Annotated in this window: 20 protein-coding genes and 1 tRNA gene; 16 read left to right on the forward strand and 5 right to left on the reverse strand. The window is 69.7% G+C overall.

Annotation, left to right across the window (positions count from 1 at the left end):
* Window positions 1-34 precede the first annotated feature (34 nt).
* Window positions 35-109 (reverse strand) — tRNA-Arg (locus tag ACQG07_RS13005).
* Window positions 110-199: 90 nt separating this feature from the next.
* Between ACQG07_RS13005 and ACQG07_RS13010 the strand changes: the two genes are divergently transcribed.
* The 8 genes from ACQG07_RS13010 (at window position 200) to prfA (ending at window position 11342) form a co-directional block, all read left to right on the forward strand.
* Window positions 200-1033, forward strand: a complete 834-nt coding sequence (locus tag ACQG07_RS13010) for a transglutaminase-like domain-containing protein (RefSeq protein ID WP_086473968.1) — start codon at window positions 200-202, stop codon at window positions 1031-1033.
* A gap of 58 nt (window positions 1034-1091) precedes the next feature.
* The gene (locus ACQG07_RS13015; RefSeq protein WP_064295369.1) at window positions 1092-2762 is read left to right on the forward strand and encodes an arginine--tRNA ligase; all 1671 of its coding nucleotides are present in this window, start codon (window positions 1092-1094) and stop codon (window positions 2760-2762) included.
* A 103-nt stretch (window positions 2763-2865) separates the two neighbouring features.
* Window positions 2866-3633, forward strand: coding sequence for a DUF2993 domain-containing protein (locus ACQG07_RS13020; protein ID WP_426738486.1), 768 nt, complete (start codon window positions 2866-2868; stop codon window positions 3631-3633).
* 323 nt (window positions 3634-3956) lie between these two features.
* The gene (gene lysA / locus ACQG07_RS13025; protein WP_426738487.1) at window positions 3957-5363 is read left to right on the forward strand and encodes a diaminopimelate decarboxylase; all 1407 of its coding nucleotides are present in this window, start codon (window positions 3957-3959) and stop codon (window positions 5361-5363) included.
* Window positions 5360-6679 carry a homoserine dehydrogenase gene (locus ACQG07_RS13030; RefSeq protein WP_079002763.1) on the forward strand — a complete coding sequence of 440 codons (1320 nt, stop codon included), beginning with the start codon at window positions 5360-5362 and terminating at the stop codon, window positions 6677-6679. The genes lysA and ACQG07_RS13030 overlap by 4 nt, the downstream gene beginning before the upstream one ends.
* Before the next feature lie 65 nt (window positions 6680-6744).
* On the forward strand, window positions 6745-7701 hold the full coding sequence (gene thrB / locus ACQG07_RS13035; RefSeq protein WP_124769594.1) for a homoserine kinase: 957 nt from the start codon (window positions 6745-6747) through the stop codon (window positions 7699-7701).
* Between the two features lie 232 nt (window positions 7702-7933).
* A complete protein-coding gene (rho, locus tag ACQG07_RS13040; protein ID WP_426738488.1) occupies window positions 7934-10153 on the forward strand; it encodes a transcription termination factor Rho in 2220 nt (739 codons plus the stop codon).
* 109 nt (window positions 10154-10262) lie between these two features.
* The gene (gene prfA / locus ACQG07_RS13045; protein WP_071262434.1) at window positions 10263-11342 is read left to right on the forward strand and encodes a peptide chain release factor 1; all 1080 of its coding nucleotides are present in this window, start codon (window positions 10263-10265) and stop codon (window positions 11340-11342) included.
* A 65-nt stretch (window positions 11343-11407) separates the two neighbouring features.
* Here the strand turns inward: prfA and ACQG07_RS13050 are convergent, their stop codons facing one another.
* The 3 genes from ACQG07_RS13050 to cysK all read right to left on the reverse strand — a co-directional run bounded on the left by ACQG07_RS13050 (window position 11408) and on the right by cysK (window position 14571).
* A complete protein-coding gene (locus tag ACQG07_RS13050; RefSeq protein ID WP_191941413.1) occupies window positions 11408-12964 on the reverse strand; it encodes an ABC-F family ATP-binding cassette domain-containing protein in 1557 nt (518 codons plus the stop codon).
* Window positions 12965-13056: 92 nt separating this feature from the next.
* A complete protein-coding gene (epsC, locus tag ACQG07_RS13055) occupies window positions 13057-13623 on the reverse strand; it encodes a serine O-acetyltransferase EpsC (protein WP_191941412.1) in 567 nt (188 codons plus the stop codon).
* A gap of 9 nt (window positions 13624-13632) precedes the next feature.
* Window positions 13633-14571, reverse strand: a complete 939-nt coding sequence (cysK, locus tag ACQG07_RS13060) for a cysteine synthase A (RefSeq protein ID WP_064295302.1) — start codon at window positions 14569-14571, stop codon at window positions 13633-13635.
* Window positions 14572-14734: 163 nt separating this feature from the next.
* On the opposite strand from cysK, the gene prmC reads away from it, so the two are divergent.
* On the forward strand, window positions 14735-15643 hold the full coding sequence (gene prmC / locus ACQG07_RS13065) for a peptide chain release factor N(5)-glutamine methyltransferase (RefSeq protein ID WP_426738489.1): 909 nt from the start codon (window positions 14735-14737) through the stop codon (window positions 15641-15643).
* A gap of 185 nt (window positions 15644-15828) precedes the next feature.
* On the opposite strand, the gene ACQG07_RS13070 is transcribed toward prmC, so the two are convergent.
* Window positions 15829-16467, reverse strand: a complete 639-nt coding sequence (locus ACQG07_RS13070; RefSeq protein WP_426738490.1) for an HAD-IA family hydrolase — start codon at window positions 16465-16467, stop codon at window positions 15829-15831.
* Window positions 16468-16592: 125 nt separating this feature from the next.
* Here ACQG07_RS13070 and ACQG07_RS13075 point away from each other — a divergent pair, with 125 nt between their 5' ends.
* The 7 genes from ACQG07_RS13075 (at window position 16593) to ACQG07_RS13105 (ending at window position 23660) form a co-directional block, all read left to right on the forward strand.
* Window positions 16593-17390, forward strand: a complete 798-nt coding sequence (locus tag ACQG07_RS13075) for a glycosyltransferase family 2 protein (protein WP_229939074.1) — start codon at window positions 16593-16595, stop codon at window positions 17388-17390.
* On the forward strand, window positions 17387-18358 hold the full coding sequence (locus tag ACQG07_RS13080) for an NAD-dependent epimerase/dehydratase family protein (protein WP_161578602.1): 972 nt from the start codon (window positions 17387-17389) through the stop codon (window positions 18356-18358). Before ACQG07_RS13075 ends, ACQG07_RS13080 begins: the two co-directional genes overlap by 4 nt.
* Before the next feature lie 12 nt (window positions 18359-18370).
* Entirely contained in the window at window positions 18371-20191 is a 1821-nt protein-coding gene (locus ACQG07_RS13085; protein WP_079002758.1) for a polysaccharide biosynthesis protein, read from the forward strand.
* A complete protein-coding gene (locus tag ACQG07_RS13090; protein ID WP_426738491.1) occupies window positions 20188-21174 on the forward strand; it encodes an MraY family glycosyltransferase in 987 nt (328 codons plus the stop codon). The genes ACQG07_RS13085 and ACQG07_RS13090 overlap by 4 nt, the downstream gene beginning before the upstream one ends.
* 73 nt (window positions 21175-21247) lie before the next feature.
* A complete protein-coding gene (locus ACQG07_RS13095) occupies window positions 21248-21916 on the forward strand; it encodes an L-threonylcarbamoyladenylate synthase (RefSeq protein WP_079707193.1) in 669 nt (222 codons plus the stop codon).
* Window positions 21913-23178: an MraY family glycosyltransferase gene (locus ACQG07_RS13100; RefSeq protein WP_426738492.1), complete on the forward strand. Its 1266-nt coding sequence runs from the start codon at window positions 21913-21915 to the stop codon at window positions 23176-23178. The genes ACQG07_RS13095 and ACQG07_RS13100 overlap by 4 nt, the downstream gene beginning before the upstream one ends.
* Window positions 23175-23660, forward strand: a complete 486-nt coding sequence (locus ACQG07_RS13105; RefSeq protein ID WP_426738493.1) for a hypothetical protein — start codon at window positions 23175-23177, stop codon at window positions 23658-23660. The genes ACQG07_RS13100 and ACQG07_RS13105 overlap by 4 nt, the downstream gene beginning before the upstream one ends.
* Window positions 23661-23856 lie beyond the last annotated feature (196 nt).

Below are 23856 nucleotides of genomic sequence, written 5' to 3' on the forward strand. Positions count from 1 at the left end.
GAGCGATGCGAAGCAGGACCTCGCGAGATGGTGATGGTGCCCTCGACTGGATTCGAACCAGCGACTTCTTCCTCCGGAGGGAAGCGCTCTTCCGCTGAGCTACGAAGGCGGAACGTCTCCAAGCTACCAGAGTCGGGACCCACGCCGGTACCGGAGGCGTGCGGGATCCGCGTCGCCCGTCGCGTGGAACAATGAGGTCATGCAGCGCACCCTGACCGCGTCGCTCGATCTGCGGGTGCACGATCGAGCCGACCTCATCTTCTCCATCGCTGCAGCCGGCGGCACCCCGCTGGCGAGCGAGCGACTGCAGGTGCACTCCTCGGACGGCCCGTGCGCGGTCACCGAGATCGTGGGTCCGGACGACACACGACTCCACCGGGTCATCGCCGAGCCCGGCCGGTTGCAGGTCGACTACGAGGCGGTGGTCGTCGGGCAGGCCGTGCCGCGTCCCGTGGACGCCTTGGAGACCGTGACCTACCTCCGTCCCAGCCGGTACTGCGAGTCGGACGCGCTGTTCTCGCTCGCGCGTTCCGAGCTCGGCTACCTGCTCGAGCACCGTCGCCTGCACGAGGACGGTACGGTGTCCGGCGGTCTGCAGGTGCTGCCATGGGTGGCTGCCTGGGTCGGACGCCACCTCTCCTACGTCTCCGGCTCCACGACCGTGTCGGACAGTGCGGTGTCGACCCTCGCCGCGGGGCGTGGCGTGTGCCGGGACTTCGCGCACCTGACCATCGCGATGCTGCGGGCGCTCGACATCCCGGCCCGGTACGCCGCGGTCTACGCCCCGGGTCTCGTCCCCATGGACTTCCACGCGGTGGCCGAGGGCTTCGTCGACGGCGCCTGGCACGTGGTCGACGCGACGGGCCTGGCTCCCCGGCAGTCGCTCGTCCGCATCGCCACCGGACGCGACGCCGCGGACGTGGCCTGGTTGAGCAACCATCACGGCAACGTGACCGTCGAGGACATGCGGATCGACGCCCTGATCGACGTCCTGCCCGCCGACGACCCGGCGCAGGCGGTCGTGCTCGCCTGACGGTCGCCCCGAGGCCGCCGTGTCACCGGTGCGACGCGCCCGGGTAGAATCGCTCCTCGTGACTCCTGAAGACCTCGCCTCCGCCCTGCACGCCATCGTCGTTCCCATCGTCGAACGACGACGCGAGGCGGCGGGCATCACCGACGAGGTCGCGGTGTCGGTCGACGACGTGGTGCTGGAGCGTCCGAAGAACCGCGATCACGGCGACTGGGCCTGCAACATCGCGATGAAGCTCGCGAAGCGGGTGGGGGCGAACCCGCGCGAGCTCGCGCAGGAGTTCGCCGACGCGCTCGTGCAGGTCGACGGCGTCGCCTCGGTCGAGGTCGCCGGTCCCGGGTTCATCAACGTGCGCCTCGACGCCGCTGCCGCGGGTGCGCTCGCGAAGGTGATCGTCGACGCCGGTGACGCGTTCGGTCGCAACGACAGCCTCGCCGGTCAGACCATCAACATCGAGTTCGTCTCGGCCAACCCGACCGGCCCGCTCCACATCGGCCACACGCGCTGGGCCGCGCTCGGTGACTCCCTGGCCCGCGTCCTGAGCGCGTCCGGTGCGACGCTCGTCAGCGAGTACTACATCAACGACGCCGGCAACCAGATGGACACCTTCGCGGACTCGATCCTCGCCGCGGCCAAGGGGGAGCCGACCCCCGAGGGCGGCTATCCCGGGGCGTACATCGGCGACCTCGCGAAGACCGTGCTGGCCGAGATCCCCGACCTCCTCGAGCGTCCGGACGCCCGTGAGGTCGCGCGGGAACGCGCCTACGCCCTGCAGCTCGGTGAGATCCGCGCGTCCCTCGAGCGCTTCAACGTCCACTTCGACGTCTGGTTCAGCGAGCGCACGCTGCACGCGACGGGCGAGGACGGCACGAGCCTCATCGACCAGGCCGTGGACCGCTTGCGCGAGCAGGGGCACGTGTTCGACGAGGAGGGCGCCGTCTGGGTGCGCACGACGGACTTCGGCGACGACAAGAACCGCGTCATCCGTCGCTCCAACGGCGTCTACACCTACTTCGCCGCCGACGCCGCGTACTACCTGAACAAGGGCGACCGCGGCTTCCAGCACAAGATCTACCTGCTCGGTGCCGACCACCACGGGTACGTCCACCGGTTGAAGGCGCTCGCTGGCGCGGCCGGAGACGACCCGGACCGCGACATCGAGGTGCTCATCGGGCAGCTCGTGAGCGTGAACGGCGCCCGACTCTCCAAGCGCGCTGGCAACATCATCGAGCTGGACGACCTGCAGGCCTGGATCGGGACGGACGCCCTGCGGTACTCGCTCGGTCGCTACCCGGCCGATTCGCCGTTGGCCCTCGACCCGGAGCAGCTCCGCAGCCGGACGAACGACAACCCCGTCTTCTACGTCCAGTACGCCCACGCCCGCACGAACTCGGTGGCGCGCAACGCCGCCTCGGCCGGGGTCGACCGCAGCGCCTTCGCTCCGGAGCTGCTCGTCCACGAGACGGAGTCGGCGCTCCTCGGCGTCCTCCAGGAGTTCCCGCGGATCGTCGCGCAGGCCGCACAGCTGCGCGAGCCGCACCGCGTCGCCCGGCACCTGGAGGAGACCGCGAGCCTGTACCACAAGTGGTACGACAGCTGCCGGGTCGTCCCGATGGGGGAGGAGCCGGTCACCGACCTGCACCGCACGCGCCTCTGGCTGAACGACGCGACCGGCACCGTCATCCGCAACGGGCTGGCGCTCCTCGGCGTCTCCGCGCCGGAGCGCATGTAGCTTCCCCGCAGCGGGAGATCCGCGCGAGCGCAGGACGGTTCCTCGGGAACGGTCCTGCGCTCGCGGCGTCCTCCTGCCGACGACGGTTCGCTACCCTCGGAACATGAGTGAGCAGCAACCGTCGGGTAAGCGCAGGCGTCCCTGGCTTCCGATCGTCGTCGTCGTCGGGGTGCTCGTCGTCCTCGTCGGCGCGTTCCTGATCGCCGACACGATCGTGCGCGGCGTCGCCGAGGAGCGCGTCGCGACGCAGATCGAGCAGAGCCTGCCGGACAACGTCGACGCGGACGTCGCCGTGTCGATCGGCGGTGCCTCGGTCATCACCCAGTACCTCACCGGAACGTTCGAGCACGTCGACCTGCGTGCACCGGATGCGAGCGTCGACGGCGTCCCGCTGGACCTCCGCGTCAGTGCCGACCGGGTCCCCCTCGACCCGGAGCAGACCATCGGTCGGGTGGTGGCGACCATCAGGATCGACGCTGCCGGAGCGGCGGACCTCGCCAAGACGGCCGGGCTCCCGGGCACGCTCACCCTCGGCGACGACGAGATCGGGTACGCGGGTGAGGCGACCGTCCTCGGGTTCACCATCCCGTACGACTTCTCCGTGGCGCCGACCACCACGGCCGACCGCGTGAACCTCATGCCGACGTCGGTGAACGTCGACACCGGCCTCCTCGGCGTCATCGACCTACGGGCGCTCGTGACCGGCTTCCTGCAGGGCGACCCGCCGAGCATCTGCGTCGCCCAGTACCTGCCCGAGGGGGTCGACCTCGACGGACTCGCGGTGACGACTGAGGCGGCGACCGTCACGCTGACGTCGACGACGCTCCGCCTCGACGAGGCGTCGCTGCAGACGCTCGGCAGCTGCGACTGAACCTCACCCCGCCACCCGGCGGTGGAGGAGAGCGGGCCACCCGACGTCACGATGCTGCATGGGCACGCACGTCTCGCTAGACTTTCCACACACCCACTGCTCCGACCGGGCGGTGAGGTGTGCCGTCGGGCCTTGCGGCCCGTGTTCCACCACAGTCGTTCCAACCGAGCGACGATGGGTGCGGACGACCGGGATCACCAACCACCGGGCCGTGCGCATCCACCTTCTTCGGTGCTCTACAAATCGGTGCTTCAGGGGCCAAACCGGGTCCGCTCGCCCAACGAGAACCTCCTTTTCCGCTCAACAGGACTCAGGACACCCCCGTGGCCAGAAACCCCCTCGCCCCCGACTGGCTCGCCGAGCCCGTCGATCCGAACGCGCTCGATCCAGCCGTGTGGCCGGCGTCGGCCGCCCGCGACACCGACGGCCTCCTGCAGCTCGGCGGCGTCGACGTCCGCACGCTCCAGGAGCGCTTCGGCACGCCGCTCTACGTCGTCGACGAGGACGACGCCCGGGCCCGCGCCCGCACGCTGCGAGAGGCGTTCGAGCGTGAGGCGGCCGCCCGCGGCACGAGTGTCGCCGTCTACTACGCGGGGAAGGCGTTCCTCTCGGTCGAGGTCGCGCGGTGGATGACGGCGGAGGGCCTCCGCATCGACATCTGCAGCGGTGGAGAACTCGCCGTCGCACTCGCCGCCGGAACCGATCCGGCCCAGCTGGGCTTCCACGGCAACAACAAGTCGGTCGCGGAGATCGAGCGAGCCGTGGGCGTCGGGATCGGCGCCATCGTGCTCGACAGTCTCACCGAGATCGACCGCGTCGCCGCGGCGGCCGAACGCGCCGGCCGGATCCAGTCGGTGCGCCTGCGCGTGAACAGCGGCGTCCACGCCCACACGCACGAGTACCTCGCGACCGCCCACGAGGATCAGAAGTTCGGCCTGCCGCTCGAGGACGCCGTCGACGCCGTCACGCGCATCCGGGCCCACGCCTCGCTCGACTTCCTCGGACTCCACTGCCACATCGGCTCGCAGATCTTCGGGTCCGACGGGTTCGCCGAATCAGCCGCCCGCCTGCTCGCCGTGCACGCGCGCCTGCTCGAGGGCGGCCCCGTGCCCGAGCTCAACCTCGGTGGCGGCTTCGGCATCGCCTACACCAACGCCGACGACCCGACGCCGATCGAGCAGCTCGCGGCGGACATCCTCGCCGGTGTCCAGGCTGCGGCGGACCTCCACGGCGTCCGGATCCCGAAGCTCGCCTTCGAACCGGGACGCGCGATCATCGGCGGCGCAGGCATCACGCTCTACGAGGTCGGCACGATCAAGGACGTCGTGGTCGCCTGGAACGACGAGGGCGAGACGGCCGTCCGCCGCTACGTCAGCGTCGACGGCGGGATGAGCGACAACGCCCGGCCGTCGCTGTACGGCGCGGACTACACGGTCCGGATCGCCGATCGCGTGAGCGACGCGCCCCCCGCGCTCGTCCGGATCGCCGGCAAGCACTGCGAGTCGGGCGACATCGTCGTGAACGCCGACTACCTGCCGGCGGACGTCCGCGACGGCGACCTCCTGGCCGTCCCCGCGACCGGGGCCTACTGCTGGTCCCTCGCGAGCAACTACAACTACCTCGGTCGCCCGGCCGTCGTCGCCGTGTCGGGTGGCGCGGCCCGCGTCATCGTGCGGGGCGAGACCGAGCACGACCTCCTCAGCCGCGATGCGGGATTGGACACGGAATGATCGAATACCGCGGACTGAAGGTCGCCCTCCTGGGTGCCGGATCGGTGGGCTCGCAGGTGGCGCGTCTGCTGCTCGAGCACGCCGACGAACTGGCGTCCCGAGCCGGAGCGAGCCTCGAGCTCATCGGCATCGCCGTGCGCGACGTCGACGCACCTCGCGACGTCGACCTGCCGAAGGAGCTGTACACGACCGATGCCGAGCAGCTCATCCTGAGCGCCGACATCGTGATCGAGCTCATCGGCGGCATCGAGCCGGCGCGCAGCCACATCCTGCAGGCCATCAACGCCGGCGCCGACATCGTCACCGCCAACAAGGCGCTGCTCGCGACGCACGGCCCTGAACTGTTCGACGCCGCTGAGCAGGTCGGCGCCCAGCTGTACTACGAGGCGGCCGTCGCCGCGGCGATCCCGATCATCCGACCCCTGCGGGAGAGCCTCGCGGGCGACCGCATCAACCGGGTGCTCGGCATCGTCAACGGCAGCACGAACTACATGCTCGACCGGATGGACCGCTTCGGCGACACGATGGAGGACGCGGCAGCCGTCGCGAGCGAGCTCGGGTACCTCGAGGCCGACCCGACCCTCGACGTCGAGGGCTACGACGCGGCGCAGAAGGCGACCATCCTGGCGAGTCTCGCCTTCCACACCACCGTCCCCGTCGAGGCCGTCCACCGTGAAGGCATCACCGGGATCACGAAGGCGCAGGTCGACCTCGCCCGCAGCGAGGGCTACGTCATCAAGCTGCTCGCGATCGCGGAGCGGATCGTCGACGAGACGACCGGCGAGGAGGGCCTGTCCGCCCGCGTCTACCCGGCGCTCATCGGTCGGGAGCACCCGCTCGCCGCCGTGCATGGCGGCAACAACGCCGTGTTCGTGGAGGCCGAGAACGCCGGGAGCCTGATGTTCTACGGCGCCGGCGCCGGTGGCAAGGAGACCGCCTCCGCGGTGCTCGGCGATCTCGTCTCCGCGGCCCGTCGTCACGTCGCAGGCGGCCCCGGTGTCGGCGAGTCCACGCACGCCGACCTGCCGGTCCTCGAGATCGGCCGCGTCACGACGCGATACCAGGTCACCCTCGAGGTGGCCGACGAACCCGGCGTGCTCGCCGCGGTCGCTGGGATCCTCAGCGACGGCGGTGTCTCGGTCGAGACCTTCCAGCAGTCCGTGGCCTCCTCGGACGGGACGCTGTCGACCGCTACCCTGGTCATCGGCACCCACCGGGCGCTCGAATCGGCCCTCGCGGCCACGGTCGAGCAGCTCGCCTCGAACGCCCACGTCGAGCGGGTCGTGTCCGTGCTCCGGGTCGAAGGAGCCGAGTAGGTGCCGAACCGCACGACCACCGACCGCGTCGCTCGCCGACCTCTCACCAGATTGCAGGCATCCCTATGAGTCACACCGAACCGCTTGCGATCGGACGCACCGTCACCGTGAAGGTGCCGGCGACCACCGCCAACCTCGGCCCCGGCTTCGACACGCTCGGTCTGGCGCTCGCCCTGTACGACGAGCTGACCGTCACGGTCCGCGAGGAGCCGGGCGTGTTCGTGGAGGTCATCGGTGTCGGCGCTGGCGAGGTGCCGACCGACGCGTCCAACCTCGTGATCACCGCGATCGCACATGCTCTTCGTGCCTACGGCCACGACCTCCCCGGTCTCGACGTCGTCGCGCGGAACGTCATCCCGCATGGCCGCGGCCTCGGTTCCTCGGGCGCCGCGATCGTCTCCGGCATCATGGCGGCGAAGGGGCTCCTCGAGGGGCGGGTCGAGCTCGGTCCGGACGACCTCCTCCGGCTCGCGACGGAGATGGAGGGTCACCCCGACAACGTCGCTCCGGCGCTGTTCGGCGGCCTGACGATCGCGTGGACGACGGACGACGGCCCGCAGCACAAGAAGCTCATCGTGCATCGCGGGGTCTCGCCGCTCGTGCTCGTCCCCGAGCACACGATGTCCACGGAACTCGCCCGCAGCCTGCAGCCCGCTAACGTGCCACACGCCGACGCGGCGTTCAACGTCTCGCGTTCGGCGCTCCTCGTCGCCGCGCTCACGCAGAGCCCGGAGCTCCTGCTCGCGGCCACCGAGGACCGGCTCCACCAGAGCTACCGCGCCGCCGCGATGCCCGAGACGAACACCCTCATCACGGTGCTGCGCGAGCACGGGTTCGCCGCCGTCGTGTCCGGCGCCGGTCCGTCGATCCTCGTCCTCGCGGACGATCCCGGACGACGCCTCGAAGCCACTGCGCTGGTCGCCGAGCACGCCACCACCCCGTGGCAGTCGCTGATGCTCGCGGTCGACTTCAAGGGTGCTACAGTGGGAGGGCACCCGGCCCACCCCGCCTCTTCGGCGTAACCGGCTTCCGGGGCAATTCCGCACAATCATCGCTTTCGCACCAATTGATCGCGTCTGTTCGGGTCCCACCGTGTTTCCATCCTGCTGAGCAGCGCTCCGCCGGGTCGTCGCACCGGGCTATCCGCACAGGCTCTGCGTCGTGTGAACATCACCCACCCGCCGCACAGGATTCCGGTGCGATCGCCGCCTGCGCGAGACAGCTCTGTCTCGACGCAAGGGAAGGAAGACACACGTGACAGACGTCAACGAAGGCGCCTCAGGCGTCTCGCTGGATGCCGACCCGAAGACGCTCAAGGTCGCCGACCTGCAGCGTCTCGCCGCCGCTCTCGGAGTGGCCGGAGCTTCGAAGCTCCGCAAGGGCGAGCTGGTCGAAGCCATCCAGAACATCCAGAACAGCACCGACACCGACACCGACGCCGCGGCCACCGAGACCGCCGACGTGATCGAGTCGGTCTCCGCGCTCGAAGTCGCGCCGGAGGCGCCGGTGCAGTCCAAGCTGCCCGAGCTCGACCTCGCGCTCGACCAGGCCTTCGGTGCCGAGAAGGCGGCCCCGCCGGCGCGACGCAAGTCCCGCCGGGCCACGACGGCCACCGTCGCCCCGAACGCGACCCCGATCGTCGGCGCCCCCGTCGTCGAGGCACCGGCTGCGCCGGCTGCCGCACCCGCCCCGGTCGAGGCCGAGGCGCCGTCCGCTCCGGCCGACGCGGCTCCCGCCGAGCAGTCCGATGACGCTGCCGCGACCGCCGAGTCGCCGAGCGCCGACGAGACGACCCCCGAGCAGACGCCGAGGCGTTCGCGCGGCAACCGCCGTGGTCGCGGACGCGATCGCGACCGCAACGCCGACGACGCCGAGCAGAACACGGCTGAGCAGGTCACCGGCGAGCAGGCCGGCGGCGAGCAGAACCGCGCCGCACAGAACGCCTCCGAGCAGGACTCGAACGACGACGCCGCGAACACGGACGCCGACGACACCCAGGACGGCGAGCAGCAGGACGGCCAGTCGTCCGGCGGGCGCCGCGGTCGTGGCCGAGGCCGCAACCAGAACAACGGTGGCCAGAACAACGGCAACCAGAACAACGGTGGCCAGAACGCCGACGGCGGCCAGAAGGCCGACGCCAAGCAGGAGCAGCAGGGGCAGAACCGCGGCAACCAGGGCGGTCAGGGCAACCAGGGCGCACCGGGCGACGACTCCGAGGGTCGTGGCGGCCGCAGCCGCTACCGCGACCGCAAGCGTCGCGGATCCGTGCAGAACGACGACGTCGAGCCTGAGATCGCCGAGGACGACGTCCTCATCCCGGTCGCCGGCATCCTCGACGTCCTCGACAACTACGCCTTCGTGCGCACCTCCGGCTACCTCCCGGGCACCAACGACGTCTACGTCTCCCTCGGCCAGGTGAAGAAGTACCACCTGCGCAAGGGTGACGCCGTCGTCGGGGCCATCCGTCAGCCGCGCGACAACGACAGCAGCAGCCGCCAGAAGTACAACGCGATCGTCAAGGTCGACTCCGTCAACGGCCTGTCCGTCGACGAGGCCGGCGCCCGCGTCGAGTTCGGCAAGCTGACCCCGCTGTACCCGCAGGAGCGCCTCCGTCTCGAGACGGAGCAGACGAAGCTCACGCAGCGCATCATCGACCTCGTCGCACCGATCGGCAAGGGCCAGCGCGGCCTGATCGTCGCCCCGCCGAAGGCCGGGAAGACCATCGTCCTGCAGCAGATCGCCAACGCGATCTCGATCAACAACCCTGAGGTCCACCTCATGGTCGTGCTGGTCGACGAGCGTCCCGAAGAGGTCACCGACATGCAGCGCACGGTGAAGGGTGAGGTCATCGCCTCCACCTTCGACCGTCCGGCCGAGGACCACACGACGGTCGCCGAACTCGCGATCGAGCGCGCCAAGCGTCTCGTCGAGCTCGGCCACGACGTCGTCGTGCTGCTCGACTCGATCACGCGTCTCGGTCGTGCCTACAACCTGGCCGCACCCGCCTCGGGTCGGATCCTCTCCGGCGGTGTCGACGCCGCGGCGCTGTACCCGCCGAAGCGCTTCTTCGGTGCCGCTCGCAACATCGAGAACGGCGGATCCCTCACGATCCTCGCGACCGCGCTCGTCGAGACCGGTTCCAAGATGGACGAGGTCATCTTCGAGGAGTTCAAGGGCACCGGCAACTCGGAGCTCCGGCTCTCGCGCCAGCTCGCCGACAAGCGGATCTTCCCGGCCGTGGACGTCAACGCGTCCTCGACCCGCCGCGAGGAGATGCTGCTCGCCCCCGACGAGGTCAAGGTCACCTGGAAGCTGCGTCGTGCCCTCGCCGGCCTCGACCAGCAGCAGGCCCTCGAGGTCGTCCTCGGCAAGCTGAAGGAGACCACGTCCAACGTGGAGTTCCTCGTCCAGATGCAGAAGTCGATGCCCGCACCGACCTCGCACAGCCACGGACACGAGAACAACCACCGCTAGCGGTCCCGACCGACCCCATCCGTACCCGCGCCGCACTGGCATCGGGAACGGGTGGGGTCGGTCCCGTTTCGCCCCCGGTGCCGCATGATGGTGATGAAGGAAGAGAACGATGTTCGAATCAGTTGAGACGCTCGTCGCCGAGCACAAGGATCTCCAGGATCAGCTCGCCGACCCGGCGGTCCACGCCGACCCCGCACGGTCGAAGAAGATCAACCGCCGCTACGCCGAGCTGTCGAAGATCATCGCGGCCTACCACACCTGGCAGGCGACGCAGGAGGACCTCGACGCCGCCCGGGAACTCGCCAAGGAGGACGAGGCGTTCGCCGAGGAGGTGCCGGTGCTCGAAGAGCTGCTGGTGACCAACCAGGAGAAGCTCCGCCGTCTGCTCATCCCGCGCGACCCCGACGACGGCCGCGACGTCATCATGGAGATCAAGGGTGGCGAGGGCGGCGCCGAGAGCGCGCTCTTCGCCGCCGACCTGCTCCGGATGTACCTGCACTACGCGGAGTCCAAGGGGTGGAAGACCGAGCTCCTCGAACGCACCGAGAGCGACCTCGGTGGATACAAGGACGTCCAGGTGGCGATCAAGTCGAACGCGACCGACCCGTCGCAGGGGGTCTGGGCGCACCTCAAGTACGAGGGCGGCGTGCACCGCGTGCAGCGCGTCCCGGCCACCGAGTCCCAAGGCCGCATCCACACCTCCACCACGGGTGTCCTCGTCTTCCCCGAGGTCGATGAGCCGGAGGAGGTCGAGATCAGCCAGAACGACCTGAAGATCGACGTCTACCGGTCGAGCGGCCCCGGCGGTCAGTCGGTCAACACCACGGACTCCGCGGTGCGCATCACCCACCTGCCGACCGGCATCGTGGTGTCGATGCAGAACGAGAAGAGCCAGCTGCAGAACCGTGAGGCCGGTATGCGCGTGCTCCGCGCCCGCATCCTCGCGCGTCAGCAGGAGGAGCAGGCGGCACTCGACAGCGCGGCCCGCAAGACGCAGATCCGCACGATGGACCGCTCCGAGCGCATCCGCACCTACAACTTCCCCGAGAACCGCATCGCCGACCACCGGACCGGGTACAAGGCGTACAACCTCGACGGCGTCATGAACGGCGCGCTCGGCCCGATCATCGAATCGGCGATCACCGCCGACGAGGAAGCACGCCTGGCCGACATCGGCGACCAGGACTAGGACTCGTGAGCGCAGTCGTGGCCGTCATCCCGCTCGGATGACGACCACGACTGCGCTTTCGTCGTTCAGCCGATGCGCAGTCGCTTCGTCGCGACCTTGTCGGCGAAGAACCGGTCGTGGCTGACCACGACGATGGCACCGGGGAAGTGCACGAGTGCGCGCTCCATCACCTGCGTGCTCGCGAGGTCCAGGTGGTTCGTCGGCTCGTCGAGGAGGAGCACCGAAGCTCCGGAAAGCAGGCACTGGGCCATGGCGACGCGGGCGCGCTGCCCACCCGAGAGCATGCCGATCTTCTGTTTGAGGTCGGCGTCGGAGAACTGGAACATGCCGAGGAAGCGGTTCACCGACTTCTTCGTCGCTGCGAAGGCGAGGCTGTCGGGCATGGCGCCGACGGCGTGCGCGACCGTGTCGGTGAGGTCCAGCTCGTCGACCATCTGGTTGTAGGACGCGTATCGGACCCCGCCGGTCCACGTGACGTGACCGGCGTCGGGGCGTTCGTCGCCCTCGAGGATCCGGAGGAACGTGGACTTGCCCGCGCCGTTCGGCCCGTGGACGACGATGCGTTCGCGGCGGCCGATCTCGAGGTCGAGTCCATCGAACAGCGTGTGCTCGCCGTAGGCCTTCGTGAGCCCCTGGATCCGGCAGAGCGTGTCCTTGATGTGCAGGCCGCCGTAGATGTCGGTGATGATGTCGTCGACCGGACGCGGCGGCCTGGCCTTCTTGATCTTCGCCAGCTGCGAGGAGAGGTCCTTCTTCCCGGCGGCCTTGGCCGCCTCGCGACGGTCCGAGATGCCCTCGGCCTCGAAGGCGAGCAGTTCGGACTCGTGGACGAACTGCGCCTCGAGGCTCTTGAGCCGGAACTGCTTCTGGACGACGTACTCGTCGAAGCTGCCGGGGTACTCGTGGAGGTGGAAGTTCTCGACCTCGACGATGCGCGTGACCACGGCGTCGAGGAAGGTCCGGTCGTGCGAGACGACGATCGCCGCACCGCGGAACGAGCCGAACCAGGATTCGAGCCACTCGACCCCCGCGACGTCGAGGAAGTTCGTCGGCTCGTCGAGCAGCAGGACGTCCGGGCGCTCGAGGAGGATCTTCGCGAGCGCCGCGCGGTTGCGCCAACCACCTGAGAGCGAGTCGATGGGGAGCACGCGGCGAGCGGTGTCGAAGCCGAGCGTGGTGAGGGCGGTGTCGATGTGGCGCTGGTAGTCCCAGCCGTCCTGGCGCTCCATCTCCTCGAAGAGCTCGGCCTGCCGTTCGATGAGCTTCGTCATCCGGTCGAGGTCGTTCGGGTCGGCGGCGATCGCGGCGTCGATGGATGCGAGTTCCGCCTCGATGGCGTGGATGTGACCGAAGAGTCCTTCGAGGACCTCGGTGATGGTGGCGCTGCCGTCGAGCTCCGAGAACTGCGAGAAGTACCCGATCCGCGTCCCGTCCTCGATGGTCACGGTGCCGGAGTCCGGTTGGAGCTGGTCGAGCGCGAGCTTCAGGAGGGTGGACTTGCCGGAGCCGTTCCGGCCGATGAGCCCGACCCGGTCGCCTGGCTCGAGCCGGAAGAAGACGTCGCGGAGCACCGGGCGCTCCTCGAACCGGACGGTGACGTCGTGCAGGCGGATGAGACTCATGGGGACCTCTCGAGGAGCGGGGATGCGGGTGGGATGCGGGAGATCGTCGTCCGGGGGAGGCGTGGGCGACGGATCACCTCACCTCGCGCGGATCAGATGTGGTACTCGGGATCGAGCAACGCCAGACCGTGCGTGCCGCTCCCGCGCGGGCGCTCGACCGCCGGGACGCCGAGCAGCAGGCTGCGGGGTGGGCACGCCTTGGTGACGACGGCGTTCGCGCCGACGATGGTCCCCGCACCGATCAGGATGGGCCCGAGGATCTTCGCCCCGGCACCGACGGCGACGCCGTCACCGATCGTCGGGTGGCGCTTGCCGACGCCGCGGCTCTTCCCGCCGAGGGTCACGCCGTGGAAGATCATGACGTCGTCGCCCACCTCGGCCGTCTCGCCGATGACGACGCCCATGCCGTGGTCGATGAAGAACCGCCTGCCGATCCGGGCGCCCGGGTGGATCTCGATCCCGGTGAGGAACCGGGCGAACTGGGATCCGAACCGGGCGAGGGTGCGGAAGCCGCGCCGCCACAGGCGATGGTGTAGCCGGTACGCCCAGACGGCGTGCAGGCCGGAGTAGCTGAGTGCGATCTCGATGGTGCCGCGGGCCGCCGGATCGTGTGCGCGTGCGGCACCGATGTCCTCGCGGACCCGCGACAGCATTCCCATGCGTCGAGCCTAGTCGCGCAGGTCGTCGTACATCGTCGTCGACAGGTAGCGCTCGCCCGCGTCGGGGATGATGACGACGATCGTCTTGCCGGCCATCTCCGGCCGACGGCCGACTTCGAGGGCCGCCCACACCGCGGCGCCGGAGGACATGCCGCCGATGATGCCGTCGTCGGTCGCGAGGCGTCGTGCCGTCGCGTAGGCCGTGTCGGTCTCGACCGGGATGATCTCGCTGAACAACGAGGTGTCGAGGATGTCGGGCACGAAGTTCGGGCCGATGCCCTGGATCTTGTGTCCACCGGCGCGACCCTCGCTGAGCAGCGGGGAGTCCGCGGGTTCCACGGCGATGATCTGCACGTCCGGGTTGTGCTCGCGGAGCCAGCCGCCGACGCCGGTGATCGTCCCGCCCGTCCCGATGCCCGCGACGAACGCGTCGACCGTGCCGGCGGTGTCCTCCCAGATCTCGGGTGCGGTCGTCCGCCGGTGGATGGCGGGGTTCGCCTCGTTCTCGAACTGCCTGACCCAGACGGCGCCGGGGTTCTCGGCGACGATGCGCTGCGCCTCCTGCACGGCGTTCGCCATACCCTTGGTCGGATCGGTGAGGACGAGCTCGGCACCGTAGGCACGGAGGAGGGTCCGGCGTTCCTTGCTCATCGAGGCCGGCATCGTGAGGATGACCCGGTAGCCGCGCGCGGCTCCCACGAGGGCGAGCGCGATGCCGGTGTTCCCGCTCGTCGACTCGACGATGGTCCCTCCGGGCTGCAGCTGGCCCGAGGCCTCCGCCGCATCGACGAGTGCGATGCCCAGGCGGTCCTTGACACTCGATCCGGGATTGTAGAACTCCAGCTTCGCCAGGACGGTCGCGCCGACGCCTTCGGCGATGCGGTTCAGGCGGACGAGCGGGGTGCGGCCATAGGCCTGGGTGATGTCGGTGTAGACGGTGCCGGTCACGGTGTTCCTCTTCCTCGAACGGGGCTCGATTCAGCCTACGACCTGGTCGAACGGCGGGGTCCCGTGTGACGACGAGGGGTGCCGGCCCACGGCCGCACCGAGGCGGTGGGGTAGGCTCGGTGCGGCCCACCCGACCAGGCCACCCCAGATGATGACCTCGCTCATGCCCAGCACCCCTTCCGCCGCCGCCGCAGACACCCCGTCCGCCGGCCACCCTGCGACCGTCGAACTCGCGCGCCAACATGCCGTCGAGATCCTCACCCGCGCAGCCGTGCCGTCACCCGACGTCGACGCGGAGCTCCTCCTCGGACACGTGCTCGGCCTCGGTCGTGGTGCCGTGCAGGCCGCGGCGATCACCGGTCGCGTGCTCGATGCCGAGGAGCGCACCGTGTTCGCCGAGCTGGTCGAGCGTCGGGCCGCGCGCGAACCGCTGCAGCACATCACGGGTCGTGCCGCGTTCCGTTCGATGGAACTCGCGGTCGGACCAGGCGTCTTCGTGCCGCGCCCCGAGACCGAGTCGGTCGTGCAGTTCGCGATCGACGCGCTCCGAGCCGTTCCGATCCCTCGGCCAATCGGCGTCGACCTCGGCACCGGCAGTGGAGCGATCGCGCTGGCGATGGCGACCGAGGTCCCGAACGCGGCGATCTACGCGACCGAGAACTCGGTCGAGGCGTTCATCTGGGCGAGGCGGAACTTCGCCGAGTCCGGTGCCGACAACGCCACCGTCGTCTTCGAGCACCTCGCCGACGCCTTCCACGAGCTCGACGGCTCGGTGGACGTCGTGATCTCGAACCCTCCGTACGTCCCGGACGACGCGATCCCGCGCGATCCCGAAGTGCGTCTCCACGACCCCTCGGCCGCGCTGTACGGCGGACCGGACGGTCTCGACGTGGTGCGCCAGGTGTCCGCCACCGCGCAGCGACTGCTCCACCGGGGCGGCACGCTCGTCATCGAGCACGGTGAACTCCAGGGGCAGGCCATCCGCGAGCTGCTCACGGCCGACGGCTGGCACGCTGCGGCGACCCACCGCGACCTCACCACCCGCGACCGCACGACCATCGCGATCCGCTGACGCGTCGCGAGCCCGCGCTTCTCCGCTCCGTGGGCCCCTCTTCCGGTCCCTGAGCTTGTCGAAGGGCGAGTCCGAGCCGTGGATCCGCCGCCCTTCGACAAGCTCAGGGACCGGTGGTTCGGTTCAGGGAATCGAGGTTCGGTTCGGTTCAGGGACCGGTGGGACGTACCGCCCGGTGGGCCGAGTCAGGGTGTGGCCGCCACGAAGGCGTCGACCGCGGCGTCGAGTCCCGCGACGTCGAAGGCGCCTGAGGCGTCCTTCGTCAGCTGGAACGCGTGCATCCCCACGGCCTCGGCGCCCGCGCAGTTCGCCGCGGAGTCGTCGATGAGCATGGTGCGGCCGGGTGCGACGCCGTACCGGCTGAGCGCGCGGGTGTAGACACGGGGCTCGGGTTTCTCCGCTCCGAGGACGGCGGATACGAGGTCGTTCTCTCCGAGGAGGGCTGCGGCTTCGGGAGCCAGCCGCGCGAAGGAGTCCCGGAACGGGATCGGATTGTTCGACAGCAGGGAGACCGTGCCGAGGGTCGCGGCACGGGCGAGGGTGGCCAGGACGCCGGGAACCGGCGTCATCGCCGCCGCGCGGGCCTCGCGCCACTCCTCGAGGGACAGCGGGTACCCGGTGACCTCGGCGAACACCGCCAGATAGTCGTCGCTGGTGGGGTACTCGCCGATGTTGGCCGCGGCCTCATGCCCGCCGACCCACCACAGCTTCGCGAGCCGGTACTGGCTCACGCCCGTCAACCGGGAGAGCGCCGGGAGGCGTTTCCGGAAGTCGTAGTCGTACAGGGTCTTGTCGCAGTCGAAGAAGAACACACGCTCTGGCACCACTCCAGTATGCGGCCCCGGGCTCCCAGGACCGGACGCGGGCAGCACGTAGACTGACCAGGCGCGTCGGGCCCACGTCCGTCGTGCCTCGGCGGTGCCGTCCCCGCCGCCGGAGAGGGTGAACCGTGGACCGTCCAGTGACCGCCTGCATCGTCATGTACCGGAACGATCGCGACAAGCTGCGTGCGGCCATCGACTCGACCCTCGGGAGTCCGCTCGTCGAGACGCTGTACCTCGTCGACAACTCGCCGACGGACGAGCTCCGCGACCTCGCGGACGACCCGCGGGTCGAGTACCTGCACAACCCCTCGAACCCCGGCTTCGGCGCGGCCCACAACCTCGCGATCGCGAAGGTCCTCGGGCGTTCGAAGTTCCACATGGTGGTCAACCCGGACGTGTACTTCGAGCCGGAGGCGATCGAGCAGCTCCACGAGTTCATGCTCGAGCACCCCGAGGTCGGGCACGTCATGCCGAAGGTGCTGTACCCCGACGGATCCCTCCAGTACCTGGTGAAGCGGAACCCCTCCGTCTTCGACCTGTTCGCCCGCCGGTTCCTGCCCGGTCCGCTGAAGCCGCTCGTCGCGAAGCGCATGGCCCGCTACGAGTACCGCGACATCGACGAGAACCCGGCGCACGACTACAGCAAGACGATGTTCGACGTGCCCTACCTCTCGGGGTGCTTCATGTTCCTCCGGACCTCGACCCTGCACCGCGTCGGCTTCTTCGACGAGCGGATCTTCATGTACATCGAGGACGCCGACCTCACCCGACGCTTCCTCCAGGTGTCCCGGACCGCGTACTACCCCGGCGCGACGATCCACCACCACTTCGCGAAGGGCTCGCATCACAACCGGAAGCTGATGTGGTACTCGATCCAGGGGGCCTTCGTGTACTTCCGCACGTGGGGATGGTTCGGACGATGAGCCGGGTGCTCGTGACCGGTGCGACCGGCTTCATCGGGACGAACCTCGTCCCCGTCCTCGAGGCGGCCGGCCACGAGGTCGTGCCGTTCTCGTTGCGCGGGTGGACGGGGGAGCCCTTCCCCGAGGACGTCGATGTCGTGGTGAACCTCGCCGGGAAGGCGCACGACCTCGACGGCACCGCCTCTCCCGAGGTGTACCGCCGGATCAACACCGACCTCGCCGAACGCGCGTACGTCGCCTTCCTGGCGTCGGACGCCGCCACCTTCATCCAGCTGAGCAGCGTCGCCGCGGTGAACGAGGCGACGGTCGACGGCGTGCTCGACGAGTCCGCCGAGCCCCACCCGGTGACCCCCTACGGGAAGTCGAAGCTCGCAGCCGAGCGGCTCCTGCTCGCCGTCGAACCGCCCGCCGGTCGCCGGACGATCGTCCTCCGTCCGACGATGGTGCACGGGCCGGGGGACAAGGGCAACTTGCGCCTCCTGTTCGGTCTGCTGTCCCGCGGTATCCCGTACCCGCTCGACGCCTTCCGCAACGAGCGCAGCTTCGTGTCGATCCAGAACCTCACGTGGGCGATCACGAGCATCATCGACACGCCCGCCGTCACGACGGGTGTCTACCTCGTCGCCGACGACGAGCCCGTGTCGACGGGGCACCTCGTCACCCTCATCGGCGAGGTCACCGGTCGCCGGGTCCGTCGCCTGGCGCTCCCACCGGCCCTCGTGCGGTTGGCGGCCGCCGTCGGCGATCGCGTCCCCGCCGTGCCGCTCAACTCCGGGCGTCTCGCGAAGCTCACCGAGGACTACCGCGTCTCCGGAGCCCGACTGCTCGGTGCACTCGGGCACGAGCGCATGCCGACGGCGACGGACGACGGTCTCCGGTCCTCGATCGCAGCGCTCGCCGCGGAGCGCGGTGCGCCCGGCCCCGACGCGCAGTCCGTGCGCAGCCAACGCGAAGCCGGCGATCGGTAGGATCGACACGTTATGACCTCCACGCTCCCCGACGCCCCCCGTAGATGGACGCAGGCGCCCGGTCCTCGTTTCGCCGCGAAGACCGCCCTCGACGCACTGTGCTGGGTGCTCGCCATCGTGGTCGCCCAGCTCGTCCGGTTCGAGCTCGAGTACGAGCGCGTGGCCCTCGTGGGGACGGTCCTCCTGTGCGTCATCGCCGTGGTCGCCCAGCTCGTCGTGGCCTACCTGTGGAGCTACTACCACGGCCTGCACAGCTTCGGCAGCTTCTACGAGGCGAAACAGCTCATCGTCGTCGCGCTGATCGTCACCGCGATCCTCATCGCGGTCAACGCGGTGTTCGGCGTCGCGTGGGGGGTTCCACGGTCCACCACGGTGATCGCGTTCCCGTTCGCGATCGTCTTCATGGGCATCACGCGCTACGTCAAGCGACTCTTCGTCGACAGCCGCAGCCGGCCGATCGAGGCGCAGCGCGTCCTCGTCTACGGAGCCGGTGCGCTCGGGATGTCGATCATCCCTCGGCTCATGCGCGACCCGCAGTCGCCCTACCTCCCGGTGGGTGTCATCGACGACGACCCCTCGAAGCGCAACTTCCGCATCGCCTCCGTCGCCGTGGTCGGCACGGGAGCCGACCTGGTGGCGGCCGTCAAGCGCACCGGGGCGCAGGCGCTCATCATCAGCATCGCGGACGTCGACAACGACTTCATCCGCCAGGTCAGTGAGCGAGCCGACGAGGCGAAGCTCCGGGTGCTCGTCGTGCCGCCCATCGACACGATGCTGGCTCCCGGGACGGGCGAGAGCGCGCCGAGCCTGCGCGACCTCAACGTCGAGGACTTCATCGGCCGCAACACCGTCGACCTGCAGGTCGAGAGCATCGCGGGGTACCTCACCGGCAAGCGCGTGCTCGTCACCGGTGCCGGCGGATCCATCGGCTCCGAGATAGCCCGGCAGGTCAACCAGTTCGGTCCGGCGGAGCTCGTCCTGCTCGACCGCGACGAGACAGGGCTCCACACCACGCAGCTCTCGATCTCCGGACACGGTCTGCTCGACACCAAGGAGGTCGTGCTCGCCGACATCCGCGACCTCCCGTCGCTCATGGAGATCTTCGAGGACCGCCGTCCCGACGTCGTCTTCCACGCGGCAGCGTTGAAGCACGCTCCGATGCTCGAGCAGTACCCCGACGAGGCCTGGAAGAACAACGTCCTCGGCACCCTGAACGTGCTGAACGCGGCGCGGGCCGTCGGCGTCGGCACCTTCGTCAACATCTCGACCGACAAGGCCGCGAACCCGACGACCGTCCTCGGCTACAGCAAACGCATCGCCGAGAAGCTCACCGCCTGGATGAGCGCCCAGGAGACCGACGCGCGCTACCTCTCGGTCCGGTTCGGCAACGTCATCGGCAGCCGCGGCTCCGCCATCCCGGCGTTCACCGCCCAGATCGAGGCCGGCGGTCCGGTCACGGTCACGCATCCCGACGTCACCCGCTTCTTCATGACGATCCCCGAAGCGTCGAAGCTCGTCATCCAGGCCGGCGCGATCGGCGACCCGGGCGAGGTCCTCATCCTCGACATGGGCCGTCCGGTCCGCATCCTCGACGTCGCCAAGCGCATGATCGCCGCGTCCGGCAAGGACGTCGAGATCGTGTACACCGGTCTCCGGCACGGCGAGAAGCTGCACGAGGTCCTCATCGACACCGACGAGATCGCCGACCGCTCGAAGCACCCGAAGGTCTCGCACACGCGGATCCAGCCGCTCGACCCGGCACTGCTCGACATCGCCGTCTGGCGGGAGACGATCGCCGACGAGGGCGCCGGCACCCACCACCTGGTGCAATGACGGTTGCCATCCTGGCGGGGGTGCTCGCGCTCGTCGTGAGCCTGCTGTCCCAGCTCGCCATGCGCCCGATCCTCCTCCGTCGGGCGGTCGTCGACACCCCGAACCACCGATCCATGCACGTCACCCCGACGATCCGCGGGGGAGGGATCGGGGTCGCGCTCGCGGTCGCCGTCGGCCTCGGCACGGCCGCTGTCCTGCTCCACAGTCTGCCGCTCTGGATCGTCGCCGCCGTGTCGATCGTGAACGCGGCCATCGGAGCCGTGGAGGACGTCCGCGGACTCCCCGTCCGGGTGCGCTTCGGCTTGCAGGTCGTGCTCGGACTCGTGGCGACCTGGGTGCTCGTCGTCTCGATGGCCGCGAGTTTCTGGTGGATCCCGCTCGGGATCGTGGCGCTCGTCGCCTACACGAACATCGCGAACTTCATGGACGGCGTCAACGGCATCTCCTCGATGCACGGCACGGTCGTCGGCGGGTTCTACGCCGGTCTCGGCGCCGTGGCCGGTCTCCCGGGCGTCACGGCAGCCGGCCTCGTCGTGGCGGCCGCGTTCCTCGGGTTCCTGCCGTGGAATCTCGCTCGGCGCCGGATGTTCCTGGGCGACGTCGGCAGCTACCTGCTCGGCGGCTCCCTCGTCGCGGTCGCCATCTACGCGGCCTTCAGCGGCATCTCCTTCGTCGCGCTGATCGGCCCGGTCCTCGTGTACGTCGCCGACACCGGCACGACGATCATCGCGCGCTGGAGGCGGGGGGAGCCGCTGCACGAGGCGCATCGCAGCCACGTGTACCAGCGTCTCGCCGTCGGCGGACTCGGCCACCTCGGGTCCACCGCCGTCGTCAGCGTCGCGACCCTCGCCACCGGGCTCCTCGGGGTGGTCGTCGCGACGGGCGCCTGGCCCTTCCAGGTCTTCGCCGTCCTCGGCATCCTGCTCGTCCTCGCCGTCTACCTGTGCCTGCCAAGACTGCTCGGAAGACGCCCGAGGCTATGATTGAGCGTCGTCACCCCGATCATCCGGCCGACTGATCACCGATCGGCGGCCCCGTTCAGCCAGGACCCACCACATGCCGCAGACCTTCGATTGCCAGGATCACGCGCAGCTGCTCGCCGGGATGCGCTTGGCACGGACGGCCCTGGCGAGGGGTGAGCTGGTCGTGCTCCCGACCGACACGGTCTACGGGGTGGCCGCCGACGCGTTCTCACCGGCCGCGGTGCAGCGCCTGCTCGACGCGAAGGGTCGGACCCGGCAGTCACCGCCGCCCGTCCTCGTCTCCGGTGTGAACACGCTCGAGGCCTTGGCGGCGTCAGTCCCCGATGCCGTGCACCGGCTCGTCGAGGCGTTCTGGCCCGGCGGCCTGACCATCGTGCTCGAGGCCCAGCCGTCGCTCGCGTGGGACCTCGGCGAGACCGCGGGCACGGTCGCGCTCCGGATGCCGTCGAACCCGGTGACCCTCGAACTCCTGCAGGACACCGGCCCGCTGGCGGTCTCCTCGGCGAACCTCACCGGCCGACCGGCCGCCACGTCCGCCGCTGCCGCGCTCGAGATGCTCGGCGACTCGGTCTCGGTCTACCTCGACGGCGGCGAGAGCGGCGAGCAGTCGTCGACGATCATCGACGCGACCCGACTCGGCACAGCCGACGAACGGATCGTCGTCCTGCGCGACGGAGCCGTCTCCCGCGAGGCGATCCGCGGCGTGGTGGGCGATCTGCTCCCCGAGCCGCGCGAACCATGAGCCAGTTCTCCGGGTACCTCATCGTGCTCGTCGTGAGCGCGGGCATCACCTTCGGCTTCGCCCACCTCGCGCGGCGGGTCGGCGTGAAGTACGGTCTCCACCCGCCGATCCGCGAACGCGATGTCCACCAGACGCCGACGCCGCGGCTCGGCGGGGTCGCGATGTTCATCGGCATCCTGGTCGCGTTCGGCGTGGCCTGGCAGCTGCCGTTCTTCGACCTCGTGTTCGCCGATCCGGAGCCGGTGCTGGCGATCCTCGGTGCCGCCCTGTTCATCGTCGGGATCGGCGTTGCCGACGACCTGTGGGACCTCGACTGGATGATCAAGCTCGCCGCGCAGTTCATGGCGGCAGGGCTCGTCGCCTGGCTCGGTGTGCAGATCTACTCCTTGCCCATCGGTGGCCTGACGGTCGGCTCGTCGTGGGTGTCCTTCTCGATGACGGTCTTCGCCATCGTGCTCGTGATGAACGCGATCAACTTCGTCGACGGGCTCGACGGGCTCGTCGCCGGTGTCGCCATCATCGCGAACACCGTGTTCTTCGTCTACACCCAGCTGCTCGTGACCTCCACCGGGGCGAGCGACTACTTCAACCTGGCCTCGCTGATCGCCGCGATCCTCGTCGGTGCGTGCCTCGGCTTCCTCCCGCTCAACTGGCACCCCGCCCGATTGTTCATGGGCGACGCCGGCGCCCTGCTCGTCGGGCTGCTCATGGCGACCTCCGCAGCCGCCGTGACCGGCCAGGTCGACCCGGCCGCCCTCGGCCGCACGCAACTGTTGCCCGCGTTCATCCCGATCCTGCTGCCGTTCGCCATCCTCGTCGTGCCGCTCGCCGACTTCGTCCTGGCCGTCCTCCGTCGTCTCCGCGCCGGAAAGTCACCGTTCAGCGCCGACCGGATGCACCTCCACCACCGGCTGCTCGACCTCGGTCACAGCCAGGTGCACGCCGTCCTCATCTTCTACGGCTGGACGGTCGTCATCTCCGTCGGATGCCTGGCGTTCTTCGCTGCCCCGACGTGGCTGGCCGTCCTCTTCGTCTCCGTGGGGGTCGTCACCTGCACGGCGTTCACCCTCCTGCCGATCGGTCGCCGCAGGCGGGCCGACCGGCTCGCGCAGCGCGTTGCCGCCGGCACGGAGGGCGCTCCCGGGTCCGCGCTGTACGATCGGCTCGACGAGGCCTCCGGGCAGCGCGACCCCGAGGCGCCCGTGAGCGGCGACACCCTCGACACCCTCGACTCTCTCGCCAAGAAGGACCAGCACCCATGACTCCTCCCGCCCAGGCCGGCTCGCACGCGAGCGCCAACCGGGTCTTCCGCACGGCACTCCGGTACAGCGCGCTCCTCGCGCTCGTGATCGCCGTCGTCGGGGGAGTGGTCGGCTGGAGCGTCGACGGTTCCCGCGGGCTGACGAGTGCGCTCATCGGCACCGCGATGGCGCTCGTGTTCCTCGGCATCACCTCGGTGAGCATCCTCTTCGCCAACCGCTGGTCCGGCCAGGAGTTCTTCGTCGGCATCCTGTTCGGGGTGGTGATGGGCAGCTGGCTCGTGAAGTTCGTCATCTTCCTCGCGCTCGGCTTCATCCTGAAGGACCAGCCGTGGGTCAACGCACCGATCCTGTTCGGGAGCGTCATCGTGGGTGTCGTCGGATCGCTCGTGATCGACGCCGTCGTGGCTGCGAAGGTGCGGGTGCCCTACGTCTCGGACGACATCCTCCCGAAGGCGTCGCCGCAGGACTCCGACCAGGGCTGACGCCGCAGTCGCAACGTGGTCGCGCGGGAGCATGCCGGAACCGGTATTCGAGGCGCAGCCGAGGTCGCGGCTCGGAATATAGCCGTGGAATACCACCCCTGGGTTCGTCGGGGCACGGTTTCCTTGCTAGACTCGTCAACGAATCCTCCCACTAGCACCGCTTCGGCGTGCGGCGAGGAGACATCCCCCCTGTTCG

Origin of the sequence: Plantibacter sp. 2H11-2 (assembly GCF_050031945.1) — a bacterium.
In the GTDB taxonomy this organism is placed as follows: domain Bacteria; phylum Actinomycetota; class Actinomycetes; order Actinomycetales; family Microbacteriaceae; genus Plantibacter; species Plantibacter auratus.

Coding starts and splice junctions, on each gene's coding strand:
- ACQG07_RS13010 (WP_086473968.1), top strand. CDS start 200: ATGCAGCGCACCCTGACCGCGTCGCTCGATCTGCGGGTGCACGATCGA.
- ACQG07_RS13020 (WP_426738486.1), top strand. CDS start 2,866: ATGAGTGAGCAGCAACCGTCGGGTAAGCGCAGGCGTCCCTGGCTTCCG.
- ACQG07_RS13030 (WP_079002763.1), top strand. CDS start 5,360: ATGATCGAATACCGCGGACTGAAGGTCGCCCTCCTGGGTGCCGGATCG.
- thrB (WP_124769594.1), top strand. CDS start 6,745: ATGAGTCACACCGAACCGCTTGCGATCGGACGCACCGTCACCGTGAAG.
- prfA (WP_071262434.1), top strand. CDS start 10,263: ATGTTCGAATCAGTTGAGACGCTCGTCGCCGAGCACAAGGATCTCCAG.
- ACQG07_RS13050 (WP_191941413.1), bottom strand. CDS start 12,964: ATGAGTCTCATCCGCCTGCACGACGTCACCGTCCGGTTCGAGGAGCGC.
- epsC (WP_191941412.1), bottom strand. CDS start 13,623: ATGGGAATGCTGTCGCGGGTCCGCGAGGACATCGGTGCCGCACGCGCA.
- prmC (WP_426738489.1), top strand. CDS start 14,735: ATGCCCAGCACCCCTTCCGCCGCCGCCGCAGACACCCCGTCCGCCGGC.
- ACQG07_RS13080 (WP_161578602.1), top strand. CDS start 17,387: ATGAGCCGGGTGCTCGTGACCGGTGCGACCGGCTTCATCGGGACGAAC.
- ACQG07_RS13085 (WP_079002758.1), top strand. CDS start 18,371: ATGACCTCCACGCTCCCCGACGCCCCCCGTAGATGGACGCAGGCGCCC.
- ACQG07_RS13090 (WP_426738491.1), top strand. CDS start 20,188: ATGACGGTTGCCATCCTGGCGGGGGTGCTCGCGCTCGTCGTGAGCCTG.
- ACQG07_RS13095 (WP_079707193.1), top strand. CDS start 21,248: ATGCCGCAGACCTTCGATTGCCAGGATCACGCGCAGCTGCTCGCCGGG.
- ACQG07_RS13100 (WP_426738492.1), top strand. CDS start 21,913: ATGAGCCAGTTCTCCGGGTACCTCATCGTGCTCGTCGTGAGCGCGGGC.
- ACQG07_RS13105 (WP_426738493.1), top strand. CDS start 23,175: ATGACTCCTCCCGCCCAGGCCGGCTCGCACGCGAGCGCCAACCGGGTC.